Genomic DNA, 18,844 nt, shown 5'->3' with positions numbered 1-18,844 from the left:
GGCCGTAGGTCAGGCGGCTCTGGTAGGCGGCTTGATTGGCGGCGGACGGGACATAGGGATTGCTGGCCGCATTGGCGGCGCTGCCCGCGCAGGCCGCGACGGTGTTGCCGCACTGGGCGGCGAGGTAGGCCTGGAGCTGGGCCTGCGCCTTCACGAACTGGGTGGGCAGGTTGATCGCCGTGCCGGTCACCGCGGCGTTGTCGATGTAGGCCGGGTTGGTGAACGCCTGGGCGAGGTCGTAGGTCGCCAGCGCCCGGCTGCCGATGATATCGAGCGGGTAATGCACGCCGAGCGCGACGCGGCTGTTGGCGTAGTCGGCCGCGCGGGCGAGCATGCTTTGGTACTGCTGCGGCACCAGCATCGCCAGCAGGATGCCGTCCGTGAACGCGTAAGTGGTGTGGCCGCTCGGGAAGGACGGGTTGGTGGCGATGCCGCTGAGCGCCGTCGGATCGTAGATATTGAAGCGGTCGGGTGCCGCCTGGACCGGCCGGGAGGAGCCGTAGACGTCCTGGCCCGGTTGCGTGTTGGTAACGCCGTAGGCGAGATCGTAGACGCTGTTGGTGGTGTTGGGCAGGCCGTTATAGCTCGGCAGGCTGTAGCCGACCGGCGCCACGGCCGGATTCGCGACGTAATTGTTCGGCGTGACGCTCGGGTTATTGGCCGCACCGTTGGCGAAGTAGTTCTTGGCGACGCCGAGATTGTTGCCGCTGAACGTGTAGGCGCCGACAAGGAGGTTGACCACGCTGCCGAGCGGGCCGGTGCCCCCCTGTGCGACGCCGCGCTGGTAGATCGGGCCGAGCTGGGCGCCGAGGCCACCCACGAGCTGCTGCGGGACGATCCCGTTGATCGGGGTCTGGGCCGGCAGGCCGCCCCCGAGGTTGGCGGCCACGCCGTAGGTGCCGAGCCCCGACGAAGACAGGTTGTTGCTGGCCGAGCCGAGGAGGTTCTTGTCGCTGATTGCGAGCTGCTGCTGCGCGAGGCCGGCACCGGTGTTGGTCGCGGCTGACTGCGCGAGGTTGCGTTGCAGGGTCTGCTGGCCGGTGGCCGTCGCGTTGAGCGTCAGATACGGCGCCAGTAGATTGAGCACGTTCACATCGGACGGCGTCGTGTTGGCGGTCTGTGCCTGCGCGCCGGAACCGAAGGCCGCGACCGTCAAGGCCGCAATCGAAACCCCGTATCGCAATCTCATATCCGGCCCCCAAAGCCCGCGGCCATTCGGCTGCGGCCGGAGATTTAGCGTAAACGCCAAGCCCGGTTACGTCATAATCCAGTCACAATAAGCAAACTTACGCTATGTCGCATCCGAGCAACACGATATTAACTTAGCCAACACATGACGCCGTGCTGCGATGTCTTGATCTTGCTTTCCAGCAAGCTCTTACTGTGCCCATTGAGTCTGTCGGCTCAATCGTCCGGGCGCAGATCGCAGCTCTGAACCTTGCTATTGGTGCAAGCTAGCGTCCAACTGAAATCTACGCTGCGTAAGATCAATGACGACAAAATGAAGTCGTTTGCCGCGCGAATGCTGTTCCCGACGGCCCTCGCTGCGACCCTGCGTCACCGAAGCGTCACGGGCGCCTCTTAAGGCCGCTTTTACCAACCCATTTGATTCCGCGTGAGGGTTCATGTCCGATACCGCCGTGATGTCGTCACCGGGGGCCGCAGGAAGCCGACCGGCTGGCGTACCCCGCCTCGATCATGGGATGCACCCCGGCGGTGTGATCGCCTTCCTCCTCGTCCTGGTGGCGGGGCTCGGCTACGCAGTCGTGAGCCTGATCACCGACATGAGCGCCGTGGGCGAAGCGCCCCTGGCCTACGGCGCCTTCGCGCTGCTGGGTCTCGCCCTGCTGATCGCCCTCGCCTTCGAGTTCGTGAACGGGTTCCACGACACCGCCAACGCCGTCGCCACGGTGATCTACACCCACTCGCTGCCGCCGCTCGTGGCGGTGATCTGGTCGGGGTTCTTCAACTTCCTCGGCGTGATGCTCTCCTCCGGGGCGGTGGCCTACGCCATCGTCACCCTGCTGCCGGTGGAACTGATCCTCCATGTCGGCTCGGGGGCGGGCTACGCGATGATCTTCGCGCTGCTGCTGGCGGCGATCATCTGGAATCTCGGCACCTGGGCCTTCGGGCTGCCGAACTCCTCGTCCCACGCGCTGATCGGTTCGGTGCTCGGCGTCGGCCTCGCCAACCAGTTGATGAGCGGCGCGGACGGTACCTCCGGCGTCGACTGGGGTCAGGCCTTCAACGTGTTCAAGGCGCTGCTGTTCTCGCCGATCTGCGGCTTCGTGCTGGCGGCGCTGCTGCTGCTCGCCCTGAAATTCACCGTGCGCCGCAAGGACCTCTACGAGGCGCCGGAGGGCGACGCGCCGCCCCCTCTGTGGATTCGGAGCCTGCTGATCCTGACCTGCACGCTGGTCTCGTTCTTCCACGGGGGCAATGACGGCCAGAAGGGCATGGGCCTGATCATGTTGATCCTGATCGGCGCCGCCCCCACGGCCTACGCGCTGAACCGCACCATGGCGGACGACACGACGCCGGCCTTCATGCAGGCCTCGACGTCGGCAAGCCAGGTCTTCTCCGCCCGCGCCCCTGGAGCCCCGGTGCCGGAGGCGGCAGAAGCGCGCCGGACGGTGACGGAGGCGCTGAAGACCAAGGACCTGAACCGCGCGCCCGTCTTCGCGGCCCTTGCGGCGCTTTCCAACGACATCGCCGCCAACGTGAAGAACTATGGCGCGATCCGCACGGTGCCGGCCGCCCAGACGCAGAACATGCGCAGCGACATGTACCTCGCCGCCGACGCGGTGCGGCTCCTGCCGAAGGCGGGCGCCGACCTCTCGGACGCCGAGACCGGAACTCTGAAGCGCTACGCGGGGCTGCTCAACGACGGCACGCGCTACATCCCGGGCTGGGTGAAGATCTGCGTGGCCCTGGCGCTCGGCCTCGGCACCATGGTCGGCTGGAAGCGCATCGTGGTGACGGTGGGCGAGAAGATCGGCAAGACGCACCTGACCTACGCGCAGGGTGCCTCCGCCGAGATCGTGGCCGCCGGCACGATCGGGCTCGCCGAACTCTATGGCCTGCCGGTCTCGACCACCCATATCCTGTCGTCGGGCGTCGCCGGAACGATGGCGGCCAACGGCTCGGGGCTCCAGATGTCGACGGTGCGCAACATGGCGCTGGCCTGGGTCATGACCCTGCCCGCCGCCATCACCCTCGCGGCCGGATTGTTCTTCATCCTGCGCCACGTGTTCTGACGCGCGGGCATCATCCCGGCCGGTGATCGCCGGCCTCGGGATGATGCTCACCGCGGGCCGGTTCGATCCGGGATTCGGGCTTCCCAAGGGCTTCAGCCCTACGGCGGGTGCTCAGGGCGGAGCCCTGAGATGGTTGCCCGTGCAGAGCCCTCCGCGCGACGCGGAACATCGTCATAGCGCAGCCGGCCAGGTTCGCTGGGCCTGCCCCGCACGCCCCCCCGGGCACGGAGCGGGCAGCGTATCGCCCGGCCGGCTGCGGCGCCCCCCAGCGCCTCAGGAACTCGCCATTGCCCGGACGAAGGCCAGACAGGTCCGGCGCGCGGCCGGATTATCGATCGCCGCGAAGATCGTGACGAGATCCGCCGCCTGCAGGATCGCCTCGTCCTGTCCTTCCGTCTCTGGGGAGAAGACCGTGACCGGAACACCCAACACGTCCGCAAGGCGGGCGAGGTCGTTCCGGGTCCGGGCCGTTCCCGGCATGGGCATCGGCGCGTGCAACGGCGCCGGCCCCGGCGGATAGCCGGGCGTCATCGCTCAGGCCGCCTTGTGGCCGAGCTGGATCGCTCGGGCGATCTCGGACCGCCGGGCGGCGTAGCCCGGAGCGACCATCGGATAATCGGCCGGCCGACCGTACTGGAGCCGGTAGCGCTCCGGCGTCAGCCCGTGCGCGGTGAGGTGGCGCTTCAGGGTCTTGTAGGACCGGCCGTCGATGAAGCTGATCAGGCCGTCATGCTGGATCGATGCCTCGACCTTCTCGGCACTCGCCCCATTCCACCGCCCGCCGCCCTGCCCGGACCGGTCGCGCAGATCCGAAATGGCCGTGTGCACCTGATCGATCAGGTTCGGCAGCTCCGCGGCCTCGACCGCGTTGCGGGACACATAAGCCGCCACGATGGCGCCGACCTTCTCCAGCATGAACACAGGATGGGTTTCTTTCAGGTTATCCATTGCGAGCTTCGCCATCTGTTAGACCTTCGCGGGATCGCCGATCGGGTTGAAATTCATCCATTTTGACATGGAGATAGATCGACGCCGAAAGCCGCTCGGGTGAGTGAGGTTGATCCGACCTCAAGTTCGTTTCCTGAGGATGCAGAAGATATACAATATGTACGGATTGGCGCTTGTCCGGCGGCGCGAGGATTTTTGCCCAGCCGCGCAAAGCAACAACATCAAGGTTAAAAATATTAATCCATCTGCTGTTTTCGGGCGTTGATGATCACCCGGGAAACAGTTTTCCGGCCTGACGTGACATCGCGCGCCACCATCCGCCGCAGATCGAAGCAGAGCGCCTCGATGATAGCTTGCTCGATGGCCGGATCGATATCACGAAAAGTATCTCTTTATTTATCGATCGCCTCAGACATGGCGATTTTGGCAGTACATCGACGCCGGAATGATCGCAGAACGTAGGTCGTAGCGACATGCGCATTGACCCGTTCGAGCGTTTCGGAACCGTGAGCGCCTCGACATGACTGTTCGATGCCTTGCCGGTCCGCGCTGCGCCCATTGCCTCGCGGCGTGCGGGTTCGCCAGCGCGGTACGGCTCGCCCGCCGCTCTCAGGCGCGCGATGGGGACGACACCTGGGGAATACAGACCGGCCGCCCTGTTGGGCGTCCCGTGACCGTCCGGTCCGGGACGCCGCGTCTTGGGCCGCTCAGGCCGAGCGGTCGCTCCGGCGCAGACTCGCCGGCAGGGCGAAGAGCGCGAGGACGGCGGCCACGAGGCAGAGCGCCCCGATACCGTAGAGGGCGGGCGTCGTCGAGCCGGTGAGATCCTTCACCCAGCCGACCATCACGGGGCTGACGATGCCGCCGAACTGACCGAGCGTGTTGATCAGCGCGATGCCGCCCGCCGCGCCGACGCCGGTGACGAGCTTGGCCGGCAGGGTCCAGAAGGTCGGGATCGAGGCCACGATGCCGGCCCCCAGCAGCGCCAGGGCGAACATCAGCGGCACGATGTGCTTGTCGAACATCCCGGCGCCGAAGAAGCCGAGCGCCGCCGCGATCGCCAGCCCGGCGACGAATTTCGGCCGCTCGCCAGAGGCGTCGGAGAGGCGCCCGATCACCACCATGCTGATCGCCCCGCAGATGTAGGGGATCGCGGTCAGGAAGCCGACCGAGGCCGCCTGCCCGCCGCTCGCGGTCTTGATCAGGTCCGGCCCCCAGAAGTTCAAGCCGTAGGAGCCGATCTGGAGCAGGAAGTAGATCAGCCCGATCATCAGGAAGCCCGGCTGCTTGATCGCGCCCAGGAGCGAGTGGTCGCCGATGTCGCGGTTGTGGTGCGCGATGCGGCTCGACAGCAGTGCCTTCTCGGGCTCGGACAGCCACTTCGCGTCGGCGATCCGGTCGTCGAGGCGCATCAGCACGAGCACGCCGAGGATCAGGCAGGGCAGGCCGCCGGCCAGGAACAGCCATTGCCAGCCGGCCAAGCCCCCGAAGCCGTTGAGCCCGCCGAGGATCAGCCCCGCCACCGGCGCGCCGAAGATTCCCGAAAAGGCCGAGGCCACGAACATGAACGAGGTGATCCGCCCGCGATGCGAGGCCGGAAACCAGATGGTCAGGTAGTAGAGGATGCCCGGTGCGAAGCCCGCTTCCATGGCGCCGATCAGGAAGCGCAGGGCATAGAAGTGCCACTCGGTGTGAATGAAGATCATCAGCGCGGTGGCGATGCCCCAGGAGATCATGATCCGGGCGATCCAGCGCCGCGCGCCCACCCGGTAGAGGAACAGGTTCGAGGGCACCTCGAAGATCACGTAGCCGACCACGAACATGCTCGCGCCGAGCCCGTAGGCGACATTGCTGAAGCCGAGATCGCTCTGCAGCTGGAACTTGGCGAAGCTGATGTTGATGCGGTCGAAGAACGCGAACATGTAGCAGATCATGATCAGCGGCATGAGCCGCCACGCGACCTTGTGGACGATGGCGTTCTCGGTCACCGCGCCGGCCTCGGCGGCCGACGACCCGGACAGGGCTGCGGTCATGGTTTCCTCCGTGTTTTTTTGCGGACGTACGGTGAGCGGTGCCGCCTTCGGTGGGCAGCTTCCCGCAGGGGCTCACCCGGCCTTCGCGGGCGGCGGATGCAGGTCGCAGGGGCGTCCGGCCTTGGCTACCTGGCCGGGCACGTCGTGGCCGACGAGGCGGGGCAGGTCCTGCGACAGCTGGATCAGGGCGTCGAGGTCGAGGTCTGTCGGCACGCCCATCTCGTGCGCCATGCTGACGAGATCCTCGGTGCAGATGTTGCCGGTGGCGCCGGGCGCGAACGGGCAGCCGCCGAGCCCGCCGAGCGCCGCGTCGAAGCGCCGGGCGCCCGTGTCGTAGGCGGCCAGCACGTTGGCAAGGCCCAGGCCGCGGGTGTTGTGGAAGTGGAGCGTCAGGCGCCCTGCCCCGACCAGGGGCAGCACCCGGGCGACGAGGCGCGCCACCTGCCGGGGATTGGCCATGCCGGTGGTGTCCGCGAGCGTCACCCCGTCGACGCCGAGCGAGAGGTAGCGCTCCACCTGCGCGACGACCTTGTCGACCGGCTGGTCGCCCTCGAACGGGCAGCCGAAGGCGGTTGCCACCGTGGCGTTGGTGCTGACCGGCGCGCCCTGCACCGCATCCATGATCCGCGCGAAGCCGGCGATCGAGTCGGCCGGGCTCATGCCCATGTTGGCACGGTTGTGGGTCTCGCTCACCGAGGCCACGAGGTTGATCTCGTCGACCTTCGCGGCGAGCGCCCGCTCGGCGCCCTTCGGGTTCGGCACCAGGGCGACGTAGACCGTACCGGGCCGGCGCCGGATTCCGGCAAAGACCTCCGCCGCGTCGGCGAGCGCCGGCACGGCCTTCGGCGAGACGAAGGACGAGACTTCGATCCGGCTGAAGCCCACCTCCGCCAGGGCATCGATCAGGCGGATCTTCTCGTCGGTCGCCACGAAGACGGATTCGATCTGGAAGCCGTCGCGGGTGGCGACCTCCTGGACGATCATCCTGTCGCCGCTCATGCCACCGCTCCCTTCGCGCGCAGGGCCGCGATGCGCTCCGGGTCGAGGCCGAGTTCGGCCAGCACCGCATCCGTGTGGGCGCCGAGCGCCGGGCCCTGCCAGCGGACTTCGCCGGGGGTTTCGGATAGCTTGGGCACGATGCCGGGCATCTTGACGCGGGTCCCGCCGGGCAGCTCCGCCTGGAGGATCATGTCGCGGGCCTGATAGTGCGGATCGGCCACGATGTCGGCCACCGAGTAGATCCGGCCGGCCGGCACGTCGGCGGCATCGAGGGCGGCCAGCGCCTCCTCGACGCTCTCGGACTTCGACCAATCCGCGATCAGGCCATCCAGCATCGCGGATTGCTTCGAGCGGCCGTCGTTGTTGCGCAGCGCCGGATCCTCGGCGAGGTCTGGCCGGCCGATCACCGCCATCAGGCGGCGGAAAATCGGGTCGCTGTTACCGGCGATGACCACGTAGCCGCCGTCCCGGGTCGGGTAGGTGTTCGACGGGGTGATGCCCGGCAGCGCGCCACCGGCGCGGGTGCGGACCTCGCCCAGGAGATCGTATTCGGGGACGAGGCTCTCCATCACGTTGAACACGCTCTCGACCAGCGAGACGTCGATGACCTGTCCGGCGCCCTGACCGGTCTTGACCCGCAGGAGCGCCATCAACGCGCCGATGACACCGTGCAGCGAGGCCAGGGTGTCACCGATGCTGACACCGACCCGGGCGGGGGGCGCCTCCGGGCTGCCGGTGGTGAAGCGGATGCCGCCCATCGACTCGCCGATGGCGCCGAAGCCCGGCCGGTCGCGGTAGGGGCCGGTCTGGCCGTAGCCCGAGATCCGGACCATCACGAGGTTCGGATTCAGGGCCGAGAGTACGTCCCAGCCGAGGCCGAGCTTCTCCAGGCCACCGGGCCGAAAGTTCTCCACCACCACGTCGGCGCTCGTAGCGAGCCGCTTGACGATGTCGAGCCCCTCGGGCGCCTTCAGATTGACGGCGATCGATTTCTTGTTGCGCGACTGCAGGTACCACCAGAGCGAGGTGCCCTCGTGCATCTTGCGCCATTTGCGCAGCGGGTCGCCCTCGCCGGGGGCCTCGACCTTGACCACGTCGGCGCCGAACTCGGCCATCAGCCGCGTTGCGAACGGCGCGGCGATCAGCTGGCCGAGCTCAAGAACACGGATACCGCTGAGCGGGCCGGACATTCTCTCCTCCATATTTTGTTAACGCATTGAATAGGGCCGTCGCAGGACGGATGTCCAAACACCATCCATCACCTTGCGTTCTCAGGCTGAGAACGCAGGCCCCCGGCGGCGCGGAGGTGGTCGAGCAGCAGCGCGGCGGCCGGGGGCAGGAAGCCGGGGCGGACGACGAGGCTCAGCATGCGCTGCGCCCAGGGGTCGGTGAGCGGCACCGCCACGAGCCGCATCGACGGTCCGAGCAGGGCGTGGACATGCTCCGGGATGGTCCCGAGCCCCATCCCGACCTGCGCCATCCGGCAGATCGCGTCGAAGCTCGGCACGTGCATGCGCAGGCGCAGCGGCCGGCCGAGGCGCCGGGCCTCGTCCCGCAGGGCCGCGTAGATCGAGCTTTCCACGTGGAGCCCGACATGGTCGTAGTCGAGGGTCTCGGCCAGTGCGATGGCGGTGCGATCGCTCAGGGGATGGCCCTCCGGCACGACCAGGACGAGCCGGTCGGCGCGGTAGGGATAGGCCGTGAGCGTCCGCATATCGCTGCCGCCCGCGCAGATGCCGAGATCGGCGAGCCCCTCCTCGACGCCGGCCACGACGCCGCCGCTCGGGCGCTCCTCCAGATCGACCCGGATCCCGTCCTGCACGGCGAGGAACGCCTGAAGGTCCTCCGGCAGGAATTCCACGATGGCCGAAAGGTTGGCGAGCACCCGCACGAAGCCGCGCACGCCGCTGGCATGTTCGGCAAGTTCTAAGGCGATCTGCTCGGCGCTGGCCAGCATGCGCCGGGTGTGGTGCAGCAGCGTCTCCCCTGCCGGGGTCAGGCGCATGCCGCGGGGCTCCCGGACGAGCAGCGTGCAGCCCAGCGCGTGCTCCAGTTCGGCGAGCCGCTTGCTCACGGCCGACGGGGCGATGGCGGCCCGCCGCGCCGCGCCGTTGAGCGTCCCCTCAGCGCAGATCGCAGCGAACAGGCGCAGCGTCTTCAGGTCGAGGCGGCTCAGGGTCGCCGCAATGGGCGGGCCTGCGGACATCCGGTCTGCCCCGGATCAATCCGGCGAGCCGACAGGCTGGCCGTAGCTGCCGTAGCCGAGCTTCGCCCCCTGCCGGTTGACGCGGCCGAAGCGCATCACCGCCTGTTCAAGGTAATCGATCGCGCCGATGAGATGGGCGCGGGCCGCCGCAATGGTGTCCTCGCCCTCCTCGACCGGCGTCTCGGCGAGCTTCACGGCGGCGATCAGCACCCGGTCGCGCTCGTCCTCGAGCCGCGGATCGCGCTCGACATGGCCGCGCACCCGGGCATCGTAGGCCTCGATGACCGACCAGGGCAGCGCGTCCTTGCCGGAGGGCGCCTGGAAGGCGAGCGCATGGCGCCGTGCGACCGCGCTGGCAGCCCTGACGTGATCGGCGAGCCCTGCATCCATCTCTGACCTCCGCGGCACCCCTTCGAGCGCTGACCGGCCCAGGGGACGTCTCAAGCGACGCCGCTCCGGCACGCGTGCCTGCGCCTGCAGCACAAGGACCGAGAGCTGTTCCGGTTGCAACGCGATCCGGATCCGGCTTCGACGCCCCGAACGCGGGGGCCGCGCACCGTCGGGTCGATCGACAAATCCTCCCCATGCTTGAGCAGGGGGTGGGGCTTACCTTGATGGATCGAATCGGTATCTGTCGGTCTTGTGATCAACGGGCCGGGACTCACCCGGCGGACGGGGAACGGAATGATGATGACCCTGACGGCCGGCGCCCCGCGCCAGCCCTCCGCGGCGCGCCTCATTGGCTTGCTCTCGATCGCCCTCGTGGCCATCGGCCTGTCCGGCTGCGGGGCGATCAACCGGGTGCCGACCCTGCAGGAGCAGGCGAAATCCTCCTGGAGCGAGGTGCAGAACCAGTACCAGCGCCGGGCCGACCTGATCCCCAACCTCGTCGAGACCGTGAAGGGCTACGCTCAGCAGGAGAAGGACGTGCTGATCGGCGTCACCGAGGCGCGCGCCAGGGCGTCGAGCGTGAAGGTCGATGCCTCCACGGTCAGCGACCCGCAAAAGTTCAAGGAGTACCAGGACGCGCAGAACCAGCTCTCCGGCGCGCTCGGACGCCTGCTCGTGACGGTTGAAAAATACCCCGACCTGAAATCGAACCAGAACTTCCTGGCCCTGCAATCGCAGCTGGAGGGCACCGAGAACCGCATCGCGGTGGCCCGGCGCGACTACATCACCGCCGTCCAGGCCTACAACACCGAGGTACGCACGATCCCGGGCCGCTGGATCGCGGCCTTCCTCTATCCCGACGCCAAGCCCATGGAGACCTTCACGGCGACGCCGAACGCCGACCGGCCGCCGAACGTGAAGTTCTAGGAACCATCCATGAGCCGAAACATCCCGGTACGGGTGCGGCTCGCCCTGGCGCTCGCCGTCATCGCGGCCTGCCTGGCGTTCTACGCGGTCGGTGCGCTCGCCGCCGAGCTGACCTTCCCGACGCTCACCGGTCGCGTCGTCGATGCGGCCGGCCTCCTCACGCCGGATCAGCGCCACGCGCTCGAAGCCAAGCTGAAGGCGCATGAGGACAAGACCTCGGATCAGGTCGTGGTCGCGACCGTGCCGAACCTCCAGGGCACGACCATCGAGGATTACGCCAACCGCCTGTTCCGGGCCTGGAAGCTCGGGCAGGCCAAGACCAACAACGGTGTCCTCCTCCTGGTGGCGCCGCAGGAGCGCAAGGTCCGCATCGAAGTCGGCTACGGGCTCGAAGGCGCGCTGACCGACGCCCAGTCCCGCACCATCACGGCGAGCGCGATCACGCCGCGCTTCAAGACCGGCGACTGGTATGGCGGGCTCGATGCGGGCGTGGACGGGATCCTGGCGATCCTGGCGCGGGATGCGCAGGAATGGCAGCGCGCCCCGGAGGCGAAGGACGAGGCGGCCGATCCCGTGCAGGTCGCGATCTTCGTGATCCTGCTCCTGATCGTGGTGACGGTCGCGTGGCGCATTGTCCGGCTCGGCAACCGGGCGGGACGCGGCGGCGGCATCGTGATCCTGCCCGGCCCCGGCTCGGGCGGCTGGGGCGGCGGCTTCTCGGATGGGGGGTCTTCGGGCGGGTTCGACGGCGGCTTCTCCGGCGGAGGCGGTTCGTCCGGCGGTGGAGGGGCGTCCGATGGCTGGTAGCCTCGCCAAGGCGCTGACGCCGGAGGCGCGCGCCCGCCTCGCCCGGGTTGTGGCGCGGGCCGAGGCCGGTACGTCCGGCGAGATCGTCGTCATGGTGAGCGCGCGGGCGGGTGCCTACCGCTCGCTCGTCCTCCTGGCGACGCTGGTGGCGGCCTTGGTCCTGCCCTGGCTGCTCATCGCACTCACGTCCTGGGGCGCGGCCGCCATCGTGTTGGCGCAGGCCGCCCTCGTGGCCGTGATCCTCCTGGCGAGCCAGTCCGAGCGGCTGCGTCTCGCCCTCGTGCCGCGCCGCTTGCGCAGCGCCCGCGCCCGGGAGGCGGCGCAGCGGGCCTTCTGGTCCCGGGGCCTGAGCCTGACCCGATCCCGCACCGGCGTGCTGCTCTACCTGTCGCTGGCCGAGCGGCACGCGGAGATCGTTACCGACCTCGGCGTGCTGCGTGAAGTCTCGCCCGCCGCCTGGGACGGCATCCTGGCTGATCTCATCACGGCCCTCGGGCGGGGAGAGATCGAGAGTGGGTTGACGGCGGCGATCAAGGCCATCGGCGGCCGCCTGACGGAGCGTCTGCCCGCCGGGCCCGACGATCCGGACGAGCTGCCGAACCGGGTGATCGTGGTGGAGTGAACGCCGCGCGTTCGCGCGGCCAGCGGTGCCGGCGGGCCTCAACACGGCATCGATCCTCTTTTGCCAAGCTGCGCCCGCCGACGCTGTTTTGTGCGCTGCCGCACGAACCCAGGCCACCGCTGTAACCAAATGGATTTGCGGGCGATTTTCCTTCTGACACCGACGCTGGATCATGTCCGGGTCGCTGCCGGGAGCGGGCGCAGAAACCTCGACAGGGGTAAGGCCGACGCCGCTGGCGACGCCCAGGGAGGCCGTAATGAAGATCCTGATCGCCGCGACGCCGCTCACCGGCCACGTCAACCCGCTGCTTGCCGTCGGACGCGTCGCGGCCGCGCGGGGTGACGACGTGCTCGTGCTGTCCGACGCACTGTTTCGCGAAACCATCGCGGCGGCGGGCCTGCGCTTCACGGCCTATGCCGACAACGGCTCGGCCACGTTTCGGGAGACCGAGCTGCCGGCGGGCCCCGAACGCTACCGGCGCGAGTTCGAGCGGCGCTTCATCGATCCGATGCCGGATCAGGCGGCCGTGCTGCGTCGGCTGATCGCCGAAGAGGCGCCGGACGTGATCGTGGCCGGCAGCATGTTCCTCGGCGTGCTGCCGCTGCTCCTCGACCCGGCACCGCGACCGCCGATCGTGACCGTCAACGTCAGCTTCCTGTTCCTGGACCGGCCCGACCATGCTCCGGTCGGCCTCGGCCTGCCCCCCGCCCGGGACCGGACCGAGCGCGTCCGCTACGCCGCCCTGAAGGCCGGCATGGACGCGGCCTTCACCAACCCGGTGCGCGCCTACGCGGATGGGCAGCTCGCGAGGCTCGACCTGCCGCCGCTGCCGGCCTCGCTGCCGCACTCGATCGTGGTGCTCCCGGATCTGTTCCTCCAGCCGACGGTGCCGGGCTTCGAGTACGATTACGGCGCGCTGCCCCCGGGCCTGCGCTTCATCGGGCTCCTTCAGCCGCCCACCCCGCCGGCGCCCCCGCCGGACTGGTGGCCGGAGCTCGAGGCGGCGAATGCCGCGGGCAAGCCCGTCGTGCTGGTGACGCAGGGGACGCTGGCCAACGCGGATCTCGGCGAGTTGGTCGAGCCGACCCTCGCGGCCCTGGCCGACCGGGACGATCTCCTCGTCCTGGCCACCACCGGCGGGCGGCCCGTCACGGCCCTGCGCGGACCGATCCCCGCCAACACGCGCGTCTCCAGCTTCCTGCCGTTCCGTGATCTGCTGCCGCGGGTGAGCGTGCTTGTGACCAATGGCGGCTACGGCAGCGTCTCGCAGGCGCTCGCCGCCGGAGTCCCGATCGTGTCGGCCGGCCTCACCGAAGACAAGGCCGAGGTGAACGCCCGCGTCGGCTGGTCCGGCGCCGGGATCAACCTCGCCACCAACACGCCGAGCCCGGACGCCCTACGGGAGGCGGTGGCCCGGGTGCTCGCCGAGCCGGCCTTCCGGCAACGCGCCGGCGCGCTTCAGGCGGCCTTTGTCAGCCGCGACGCCGTGGCGGGCATCCTGATGGCGATCGACGACCTCGCCCGCTCCGGGCCGGTGCGGAGCGGCGGAGCGGGCCTCGCGGTGCCGCTGGCCCGGTCGGCCTGAGTCCGGCCGCTCAGGCATGAGACTCAGGCCGCGCGTAGCTGCCGGATCGCGCGCAAAGCCGTCGCCCGCTGCACCTCGAGGCGCCGGATCAGCGGCATCAGATCGGCCCCCGCATGGGCGGCCGCCTCGACCTCCCGGCACAGGCTCGACAGGCCGACGAAGCCCAGAAGACCCGCCGCAGCCACCAGGGCATGGGCGTCGTGGGCGATCTGGCGCCGGTCCGTCTCGCTCGACCGGAACCGCTCAGACAGCTCGTTCGCCAGGAGATCCAGCAACGCGCCGACCCGGTCCGCCCCGAAGCTCGCCTCCATCTCGGTCAGCACCGTGGCGTCGAGGATGGCGGCATCGACCTGCGTGGCCCGGCGCGTCTCCTCCGCCCGCGCCGGGCGCCGGGCGCCGGGTGCGGTCCAGCGGCTGATCGTGGCGAAGAGATCGGCCCGGCGGAACGGCTTGCCGACGTAGTCGTCCATCCCGGACGCGCGCAGCTCCTCGATCTGGGCGGGCAGCACGTTCGCGGTCATGGCCACGATCGGGATGTCGCAGGCCGGCGGCGCGAGCGCGCGGATGCGGCGGGTGGCCGTGAGCCCGTCGACCCGGGGCATCTGGACGTCCATCAGCACCAGATCGTAGGGGCGCCCGCCCGCGACCGCGGCGGCGACCGCCGTGATGGCCTTGGCACCGTCGCCGGCCACCTCCACCGTGTAGCCCTGGGATTCGAGCACCGCGCAGGCCAGCTCTTGGTTGAGCGGCACATCCTCGACCAGGAGAAGGCGCAGGTGTGCGGGATCCGATGGGGCGGCGGCCGCGGTCTGCGTCCGCAGCGGACCGAGACCGGCTGCTGGTTCGATACGCGCCGCGTGGCCCGGGGCCGCTTCGGCGCTCCGCGGCAGGGTCAGGCGGAACCAGAAGGTCGAGCCCTGCCCCTCGCGGCTCTCGACGCCGATCTCGCCGCCCATCAACGTCACGAGGCGGCGGGAGATCGCGAGCCCGAGGCCGGTGCCGCCGAAGCGCCGGCTGATCGAGCCGTCCACCTGGCTGAAGCGCTTGAACAGTCGCTCCTGCTGCGCCGGCGCGATGCCGATGCCGGTATCGGTCACGGCGAAGCGAATGACGTCGCCGGGGCTGCCGTCGGGGGCTGTGCCTGCGCCTTCCCGCTGCACCGTCAGGGTGACGAAGCCCGCCGGCGTGAACTTCACGGCGTTGTTGAGCAGGTTGAGCAGCACCTGCCGCAGGCGGCCGGGGTCGCCGACCACGTGATCCGGGAGCGCCGGGTCGATCCGGCCCTCGATCGCGAGGCCGCTGCGGATCGCGCTGCCGCGCACGATCGAGACCGCGGCGTCGACGGTGGAGACCAGCGGGAAACCGACCGGATCAAGGGTCAGCTCGCCGGCCTCGATCTTGGAGAAGTCGAGGATGTCGTTGACGACGGTGAGGAGCGCCGCGCCGGAGCTCTGGATCAGCTCCAGGCGGCGCCGGTCCTCGTTCTGGAGCGTACCCTCGTCGAGGAGCAGGTCGGCATAGCCGAGGATGCCGTTGAGCGGCGTGCGGATCTCGTGGCTCATGGCGGCCAGGAACTCGCTCTTGGCCGCGCTCGCCCGCTCCGCCTCCGCACGGGCGGCCTCCGCGTCCCGGGTCGCCACCCGCAGGGCCGCCTCGGCCGCCTTGCGCTCGGTGATGTCGAGGTGGAGCCCGACCATGCGCTGCGGCTGCCCCTCGGCCCCGAACACGGTCCGCCCGCGCGCGTAGAGCCAGCGCTCGCCGACCCGGAACTCGGCTGCGTAGGGCGTGGACGTCTCCACTGCCCGCCGGATCTCGTTCCAGACGTCGCCGACATCCTCGAGATGCAGCAGCCCGGTCCAGTCGGCGGCGGTGATCGTGTGGGCGAGGCCGGTCTCCGGCAGCCCGTGCATGCGCGCGCTCTCGGGGCTCAGGGTGGCCAGACCGGTGCGCATGTCCCAGTCCCACGTGCCGGCCTCCGCGGCGTCGAGGGCGATGCCCAGCAGGCCGCGCGCCTCCTCCACGGCAAGGCGGGCCGTCACGATGTCGTCCACGTCGAGGGCAGTGCCGAGCCATTCCAGCACGGCGCCGTCCGCGGGATCGAGGCGGATCGGGATCAGGGAGATCTTGTGCCAGCGGTAGACGCCGTCGCGGCGCTGGATCCGCCACTGACCGTTGAAGCCGACGCCGGTCTCGACCGCCCGGGTCCAGGCCGCCTCCATGGCTGCGGCATCGTCGGGATGGTTGCGGGCCAGGCGCTCGGCCCGCTCCGGACCGATCGGCCCGTAGAAGGCCTGGAACTGCGCGTTGGCGTAGGTCGCCCGTCCGTCGCCGACACCCATGGTCCAGACCAGCAGCGGCAGGGTCTCGGCGAGGCCGCGATAGCGCAGTTCGCTGCGCCGGACCTCGTCCTCGGCGCGGCGCCGCTCGGTCACGTCGATCAGCACGCCGCTCAGGCCGACTGCGCCCTGATCCTCGCGGCAGACGCCGCGGACGACCACGTGGCGGATCGCATCGTCGGGCTGCAGCAGGCGTGCCTCGAAGTCGAAGGGCGCGCGGCGCGCGATCGCCTCGGCCACGATCGCTTCCAGCCGGGCCCGGTCGTCTGGGTGGTAGAGCTGCGCGAAGGCGTCGAGGCGCGGCGGCGGCGTCGCGGGATCGCGGCCGACGATCGCATAGAGACTGGCCGACCAGACCGGCTGGCCGTCGGCGAGATCCACCCGCCAGTTGCCGACGCTCGCCAGTTGCTCGGCCATGGTGAGTTGCTGGTTGGCCGCCTCCTGGGCCCGGGCGCGGGCGTTGATCTCGCGGTGCTGCTCGCGGATCAGCGCCTCGCGGATGGCCGCACGCTCGATCTCCCGCCCGCGGCGGGCGTTGGCTTCGGTGAGCCGCAGATGGGCGAGGACGATCTCGGCGAGGTCGCGGAAGGCGGCCGCCTCGTCGTCCGAGAGCCCGGCGCGCGGTTCCGGATCGATCAGGCAGAAGGTGCCGATCCGCAGGCCCGGCCGCAGGCTCAGCGGCAGGCCTGCGTAGAAGCGGAAGCCGCCCTCCGCGGCGACCCCCGGCATGTCGCGGAAGCGCGGATCGTCCCGGGCATCGGGCACGACCAGCAGGGCGTCGCTGCGGATCGTGTGATCGCAGATGCCGTTCTCGCGCGGGATCGCCCCCGGCAGGTCGATGCAGGGCGTCTTCGGCCACAGCTCCGTCGCGTCGACGAGGTTCACGAGGGCGGTGCGCACCCCGAACAGGCGACGGGCGGCGCGGCAGACGGCGTCGAAATGCGGCTCGGGCGCCGTGCCCAGGATGCCGATGGCCTGGAGGGATGCGAGCCGCTGCCCCTCGCTGTCCGGCTGTGTGCTCACGTGACCGTCTCCGGATGCGGACCTCCGACCGGCGATCCGCTGGCCCCGGACGAGGGATGGCCCGCCCGGGACCGCGTTACAAGCGCACCCCGATGCGACCGACCCACGCGCAGCCGCGCCGCTTCGAGCGCCCAGACCATCCCGAGCATCATGTAGACGTGGCGCCACTTCTCGATGTCGATCTGGAAGGCCTGCAGGAAGAACATCAGCAGCGCCGGCCAGACGATCTGGGCGTGCGCCCGGAACGGCGACGGCCGCACCAGCAGGCGAAACCCGACGAAGCTCGTCGTCAGCACGAGGCCGATGAACACCGCCCCCCCGAGCCAGCCGCCATTGGCGAAGGAGCCGATGTAGGAATTGTGCGGCTCCAGCCCGAAGACCAGCCGCCAGTGCATCGGCCCCATCCCGAACGGGCGCTCCAGCAGCATGGCGAGGCCCCGGATCTGGTTGCCGAACCGGCCGGTCTCGCCCTGATCGTAATCCTGGGTGAGGGCCGCGCGGGTCTCGAACATCTTGTGCACGTGATCGACCGAGAGCAGGCCGATCACCGCCACGGTGCCGAGCACGAGGGTCGCGAGGGTGAGGAGCACGATGCGGCGACGCAGGCGGATCGAGCGGCTGCCCGCGTAGACCGAGCCCACCATGAGCAGCACCGCGACGGCGCTCCCGCCCCAGGAGCCGCGCGAGAACGAGAGGAAGATGCCGGCCACGATGATCAGCAGGCCCGCGAGCGCGGCCAGCGGCCGGCGCGCCGATCCGGTGAGCAGGCCGTGCATCAGGTAGAGGGCGCCCAGCGTCAGGAAGGAGCCGAACACGTTCGGGTCCTGGAAGGTGCCCGACGCGCGGTCGTACTTGTAGAACAGGTCCTCGATGCCGAGCCATTGCAGGTAGCCGATGATGCCGAGCGCGGCCGAGAACACACAGCTCGCCGTGTAGGCCTTGAGCGCCAGCTCCATCCGCGCGTGGGTGTCGTCCGCGAAGAACATGGCGAAGAAGATGGCGGTGATCGCGAGATAGATCAGCTGGATCGTCCAGGTGACCGGAAATTCCTCGTTGAGGTACGGCAGCAGCGCGCAGACGATCGCTGCGAGGTAGAGCAGCAGCAGGGCGAGCAGCGGCACCATACCCCGGTGCAGGCGCACGCCGAGGCAGAGCCAGAGCAGGATCGTCGGGATCGCCACGGCGTCGTAGGGCGACGTGTCCGAGAACGCGAAGCAGGCGAAGAAGATGAAGGCGGCAAACAGCGCCTTCGCCATCGCCTCGACGGCCACGATGAGCGGGATTCCGGATGCGACGCCGGATGGGGCTCCGGCGGCTGCGCTGTGGGCCATGATACGCGGGCTCCGCGGGCCGAGTACGCAGGCCCGCAGCCGCTAGAGTGACATTCAATCGTTGAGAATCGGCTTCGGGGCCGAAACCGAGGTGTCCGAGGCTGCGGAGATGAGGTCTCGGAGCGGCTGGACGCCCCCTCCCCCGCCGAGCTTACGGATCCAAACTTCTCTACCCGCCACCCAAACCTGTCAGGAGAAAGCGCTTTCCCTCCCCCTTGTGGGGAGGGGTAGGGGTGGGGGTGGTTCGGGTTCGAGCGTTCCGGTGCCTCCTACACCACCCCCACCTCCAACTCCTCCCCGCAAGCTTGAGCGACCCCGGGCAAGCCCGGGGTCGCCAGGGGAGGAGAGAACGTCGGCGCAGATGTGTGAACATCATAGCC

The 18,844-nt window shown here is 69.5% G+C and carries 15 protein-coding genes; 5 read left to right on the top strand and 10 right to left on the bottom strand.

Annotation, left to right across the window (positions count from 1 at the left end):
• Positions 1-1,156, bottom strand: a 1,156-nt coding sequence (locus MKK63_RS19270) for a phosphatase PAP2 family protein (protein WP_244004602.1), incomplete at its 3' end; no start/stop codon positions are given.
• A 469-nt stretch (positions 1,157-1,625) separates the two neighbouring features.
• On the opposite strand from MKK63_RS19270, the gene MKK63_RS19265 reads away from it, so the two are divergent.
• Entirely contained in the window at positions 1,626-3,257 is a 1,632-nt protein-coding gene (locus MKK63_RS19265; RefSeq protein ID WP_244004600.1) for an inorganic phosphate transporter, read from the top strand.
• A gap of 273 nt (positions 3,258-3,530) precedes the next feature.
• Here MKK63_RS19265 and MKK63_RS19260 read toward each other — a convergent pair whose 3' ends face one another.
• From MKK63_RS19260 to MKK63_RS19230, 7 genes are all read right to left on the bottom strand, one after another.
• On the bottom strand, positions 3,531-3,737 hold the full coding sequence (locus MKK63_RS19260; RefSeq protein ID WP_244004598.1) for a hypothetical protein: 207 nt from the start codon (positions 3,735-3,737) through the stop codon (positions 3,531-3,533).
• Positions 3,738-3,791: 54 nt separating this feature from the next.
• Positions 3,792-4,220 (bottom strand): MucR family transcriptional regulator, encoded by a 429-nt coding sequence (locus MKK63_RS19255; RefSeq protein WP_409564534.1) that lies wholly within the window; start codon positions 4,218-4,220, stop codon positions 3,792-3,794.
• Positions 4,221-4,912: 692 nt separating this feature from the next.
• Positions 4,913-6,238 (bottom strand): MFS transporter, encoded by a 1,326-nt coding sequence (locus MKK63_RS19250; RefSeq protein WP_244004596.1) that lies wholly within the window; start codon positions 6,236-6,238, stop codon positions 4,913-4,915.
• A gap of 72 nt (positions 6,239-6,310) precedes the next feature.
• A complete protein-coding gene (locus tag MKK63_RS19245) occupies positions 6,311-7,237 on the bottom strand; it encodes a hydroxymethylglutaryl-CoA lyase (protein ID WP_244004594.1) in 927 nt (308 codons plus the stop codon).
• Entirely contained in the window at positions 7,234-8,427 is a 1,194-nt protein-coding gene (locus MKK63_RS19240; RefSeq protein WP_244004592.1) for a CaiB/BaiF CoA transferase family protein, read from the bottom strand. The genes MKK63_RS19245 and MKK63_RS19240 overlap by 4 nt, the downstream gene beginning before the upstream one ends.
• 68 nt (positions 8,428-8,495) lie before the next feature.
• On the bottom strand, positions 8,496-9,443 hold the full coding sequence (locus tag MKK63_RS19235; RefSeq protein WP_244004590.1) for a LysR substrate-binding domain-containing protein: 948 nt from the start codon (positions 9,441-9,443) through the stop codon (positions 8,496-8,498).
• Positions 9,444-9,458: 15 nt separating this feature from the next.
• Positions 9,459-9,833 carry a hypothetical protein gene (locus MKK63_RS19230; RefSeq protein WP_244004588.1) on the bottom strand — a complete coding sequence of 125 codons (375 nt, stop codon included), beginning with the start codon at positions 9,831-9,833 and terminating at the stop codon, positions 9,459-9,461.
• Positions 9,834-10,127: 294 nt separating this feature from the next.
• On the opposite strand from MKK63_RS19230, the gene MKK63_RS19225 reads away from it, so the two are divergent.
• From MKK63_RS19225 to MKK63_RS19210, 4 genes are all read left to right on the top strand, one after another.
• Entirely contained in the window at positions 10,128-10,760 is a 633-nt protein-coding gene (locus MKK63_RS19225; RefSeq protein WP_244004586.1) for a LemA family protein, read from the top strand.
• Positions 10,761-10,769: 9 nt separating this feature from the next.
• Positions 10,770-11,567, top strand: coding sequence for a TPM domain-containing protein (locus MKK63_RS19220; protein ID WP_244004584.1), 798 nt, complete (start codon positions 10,770-10,772; stop codon positions 11,565-11,567).
• Positions 11,557-12,189: a TPM domain-containing protein gene (locus MKK63_RS19215; protein WP_244004582.1), complete on the top strand. Its 633-nt coding sequence runs from the start codon at positions 11,557-11,559 to the stop codon at positions 12,187-12,189. The genes MKK63_RS19220 and MKK63_RS19215 overlap by 11 nt, the downstream gene beginning before the upstream one ends.
• 256 nt (positions 12,190-12,445) lie before the next feature.
• Positions 12,446-13,774: a glycosyltransferase gene (locus MKK63_RS19210; protein WP_244004580.1), complete on the top strand. Its 1,329-nt coding sequence runs from the start codon at positions 12,446-12,448 to the stop codon at positions 13,772-13,774.
• 23 nt (positions 13,775-13,797) lie between these two features.
• Here MKK63_RS19210 and MKK63_RS19205 read toward each other — a convergent pair whose 3' ends face one another.
• Both MKK63_RS19205 and MKK63_RS19200 read right to left on the bottom strand, forming a co-directional pair.
• Positions 13,798-17,133: a GAF domain-containing hybrid sensor histidine kinase/response regulator gene (locus MKK63_RS19205; protein ID WP_244004578.1), complete on the bottom strand. Its 3,336-nt coding sequence runs from the start codon at positions 17,131-17,133 to the stop codon at positions 13,798-13,800.
• Complete coding sequence (locus tag MKK63_RS19200; protein ID WP_244004576.1) at positions 17,130-18,464, bottom strand: O-antigen ligase family protein; 1,335 nt, start codon at positions 18,462-18,464, stop codon at positions 17,130-17,132. Before MKK63_RS19200 ends, MKK63_RS19205 begins: the two co-directional genes overlap by 4 nt.
• Positions 18,465-18,844 lie beyond the last annotated feature (380 nt).

The sequence above is a fragment of the Methylobacterium sp. J-088 genome (genome assembly GCF_022829295.1).
Lineage (GTDB): Bacteria > Pseudomonadota > Alphaproteobacteria > Rhizobiales > Beijerinckiaceae > Methylobacterium.
This window is presented reverse-complemented; position numbering and strand designations above follow the sequence as displayed.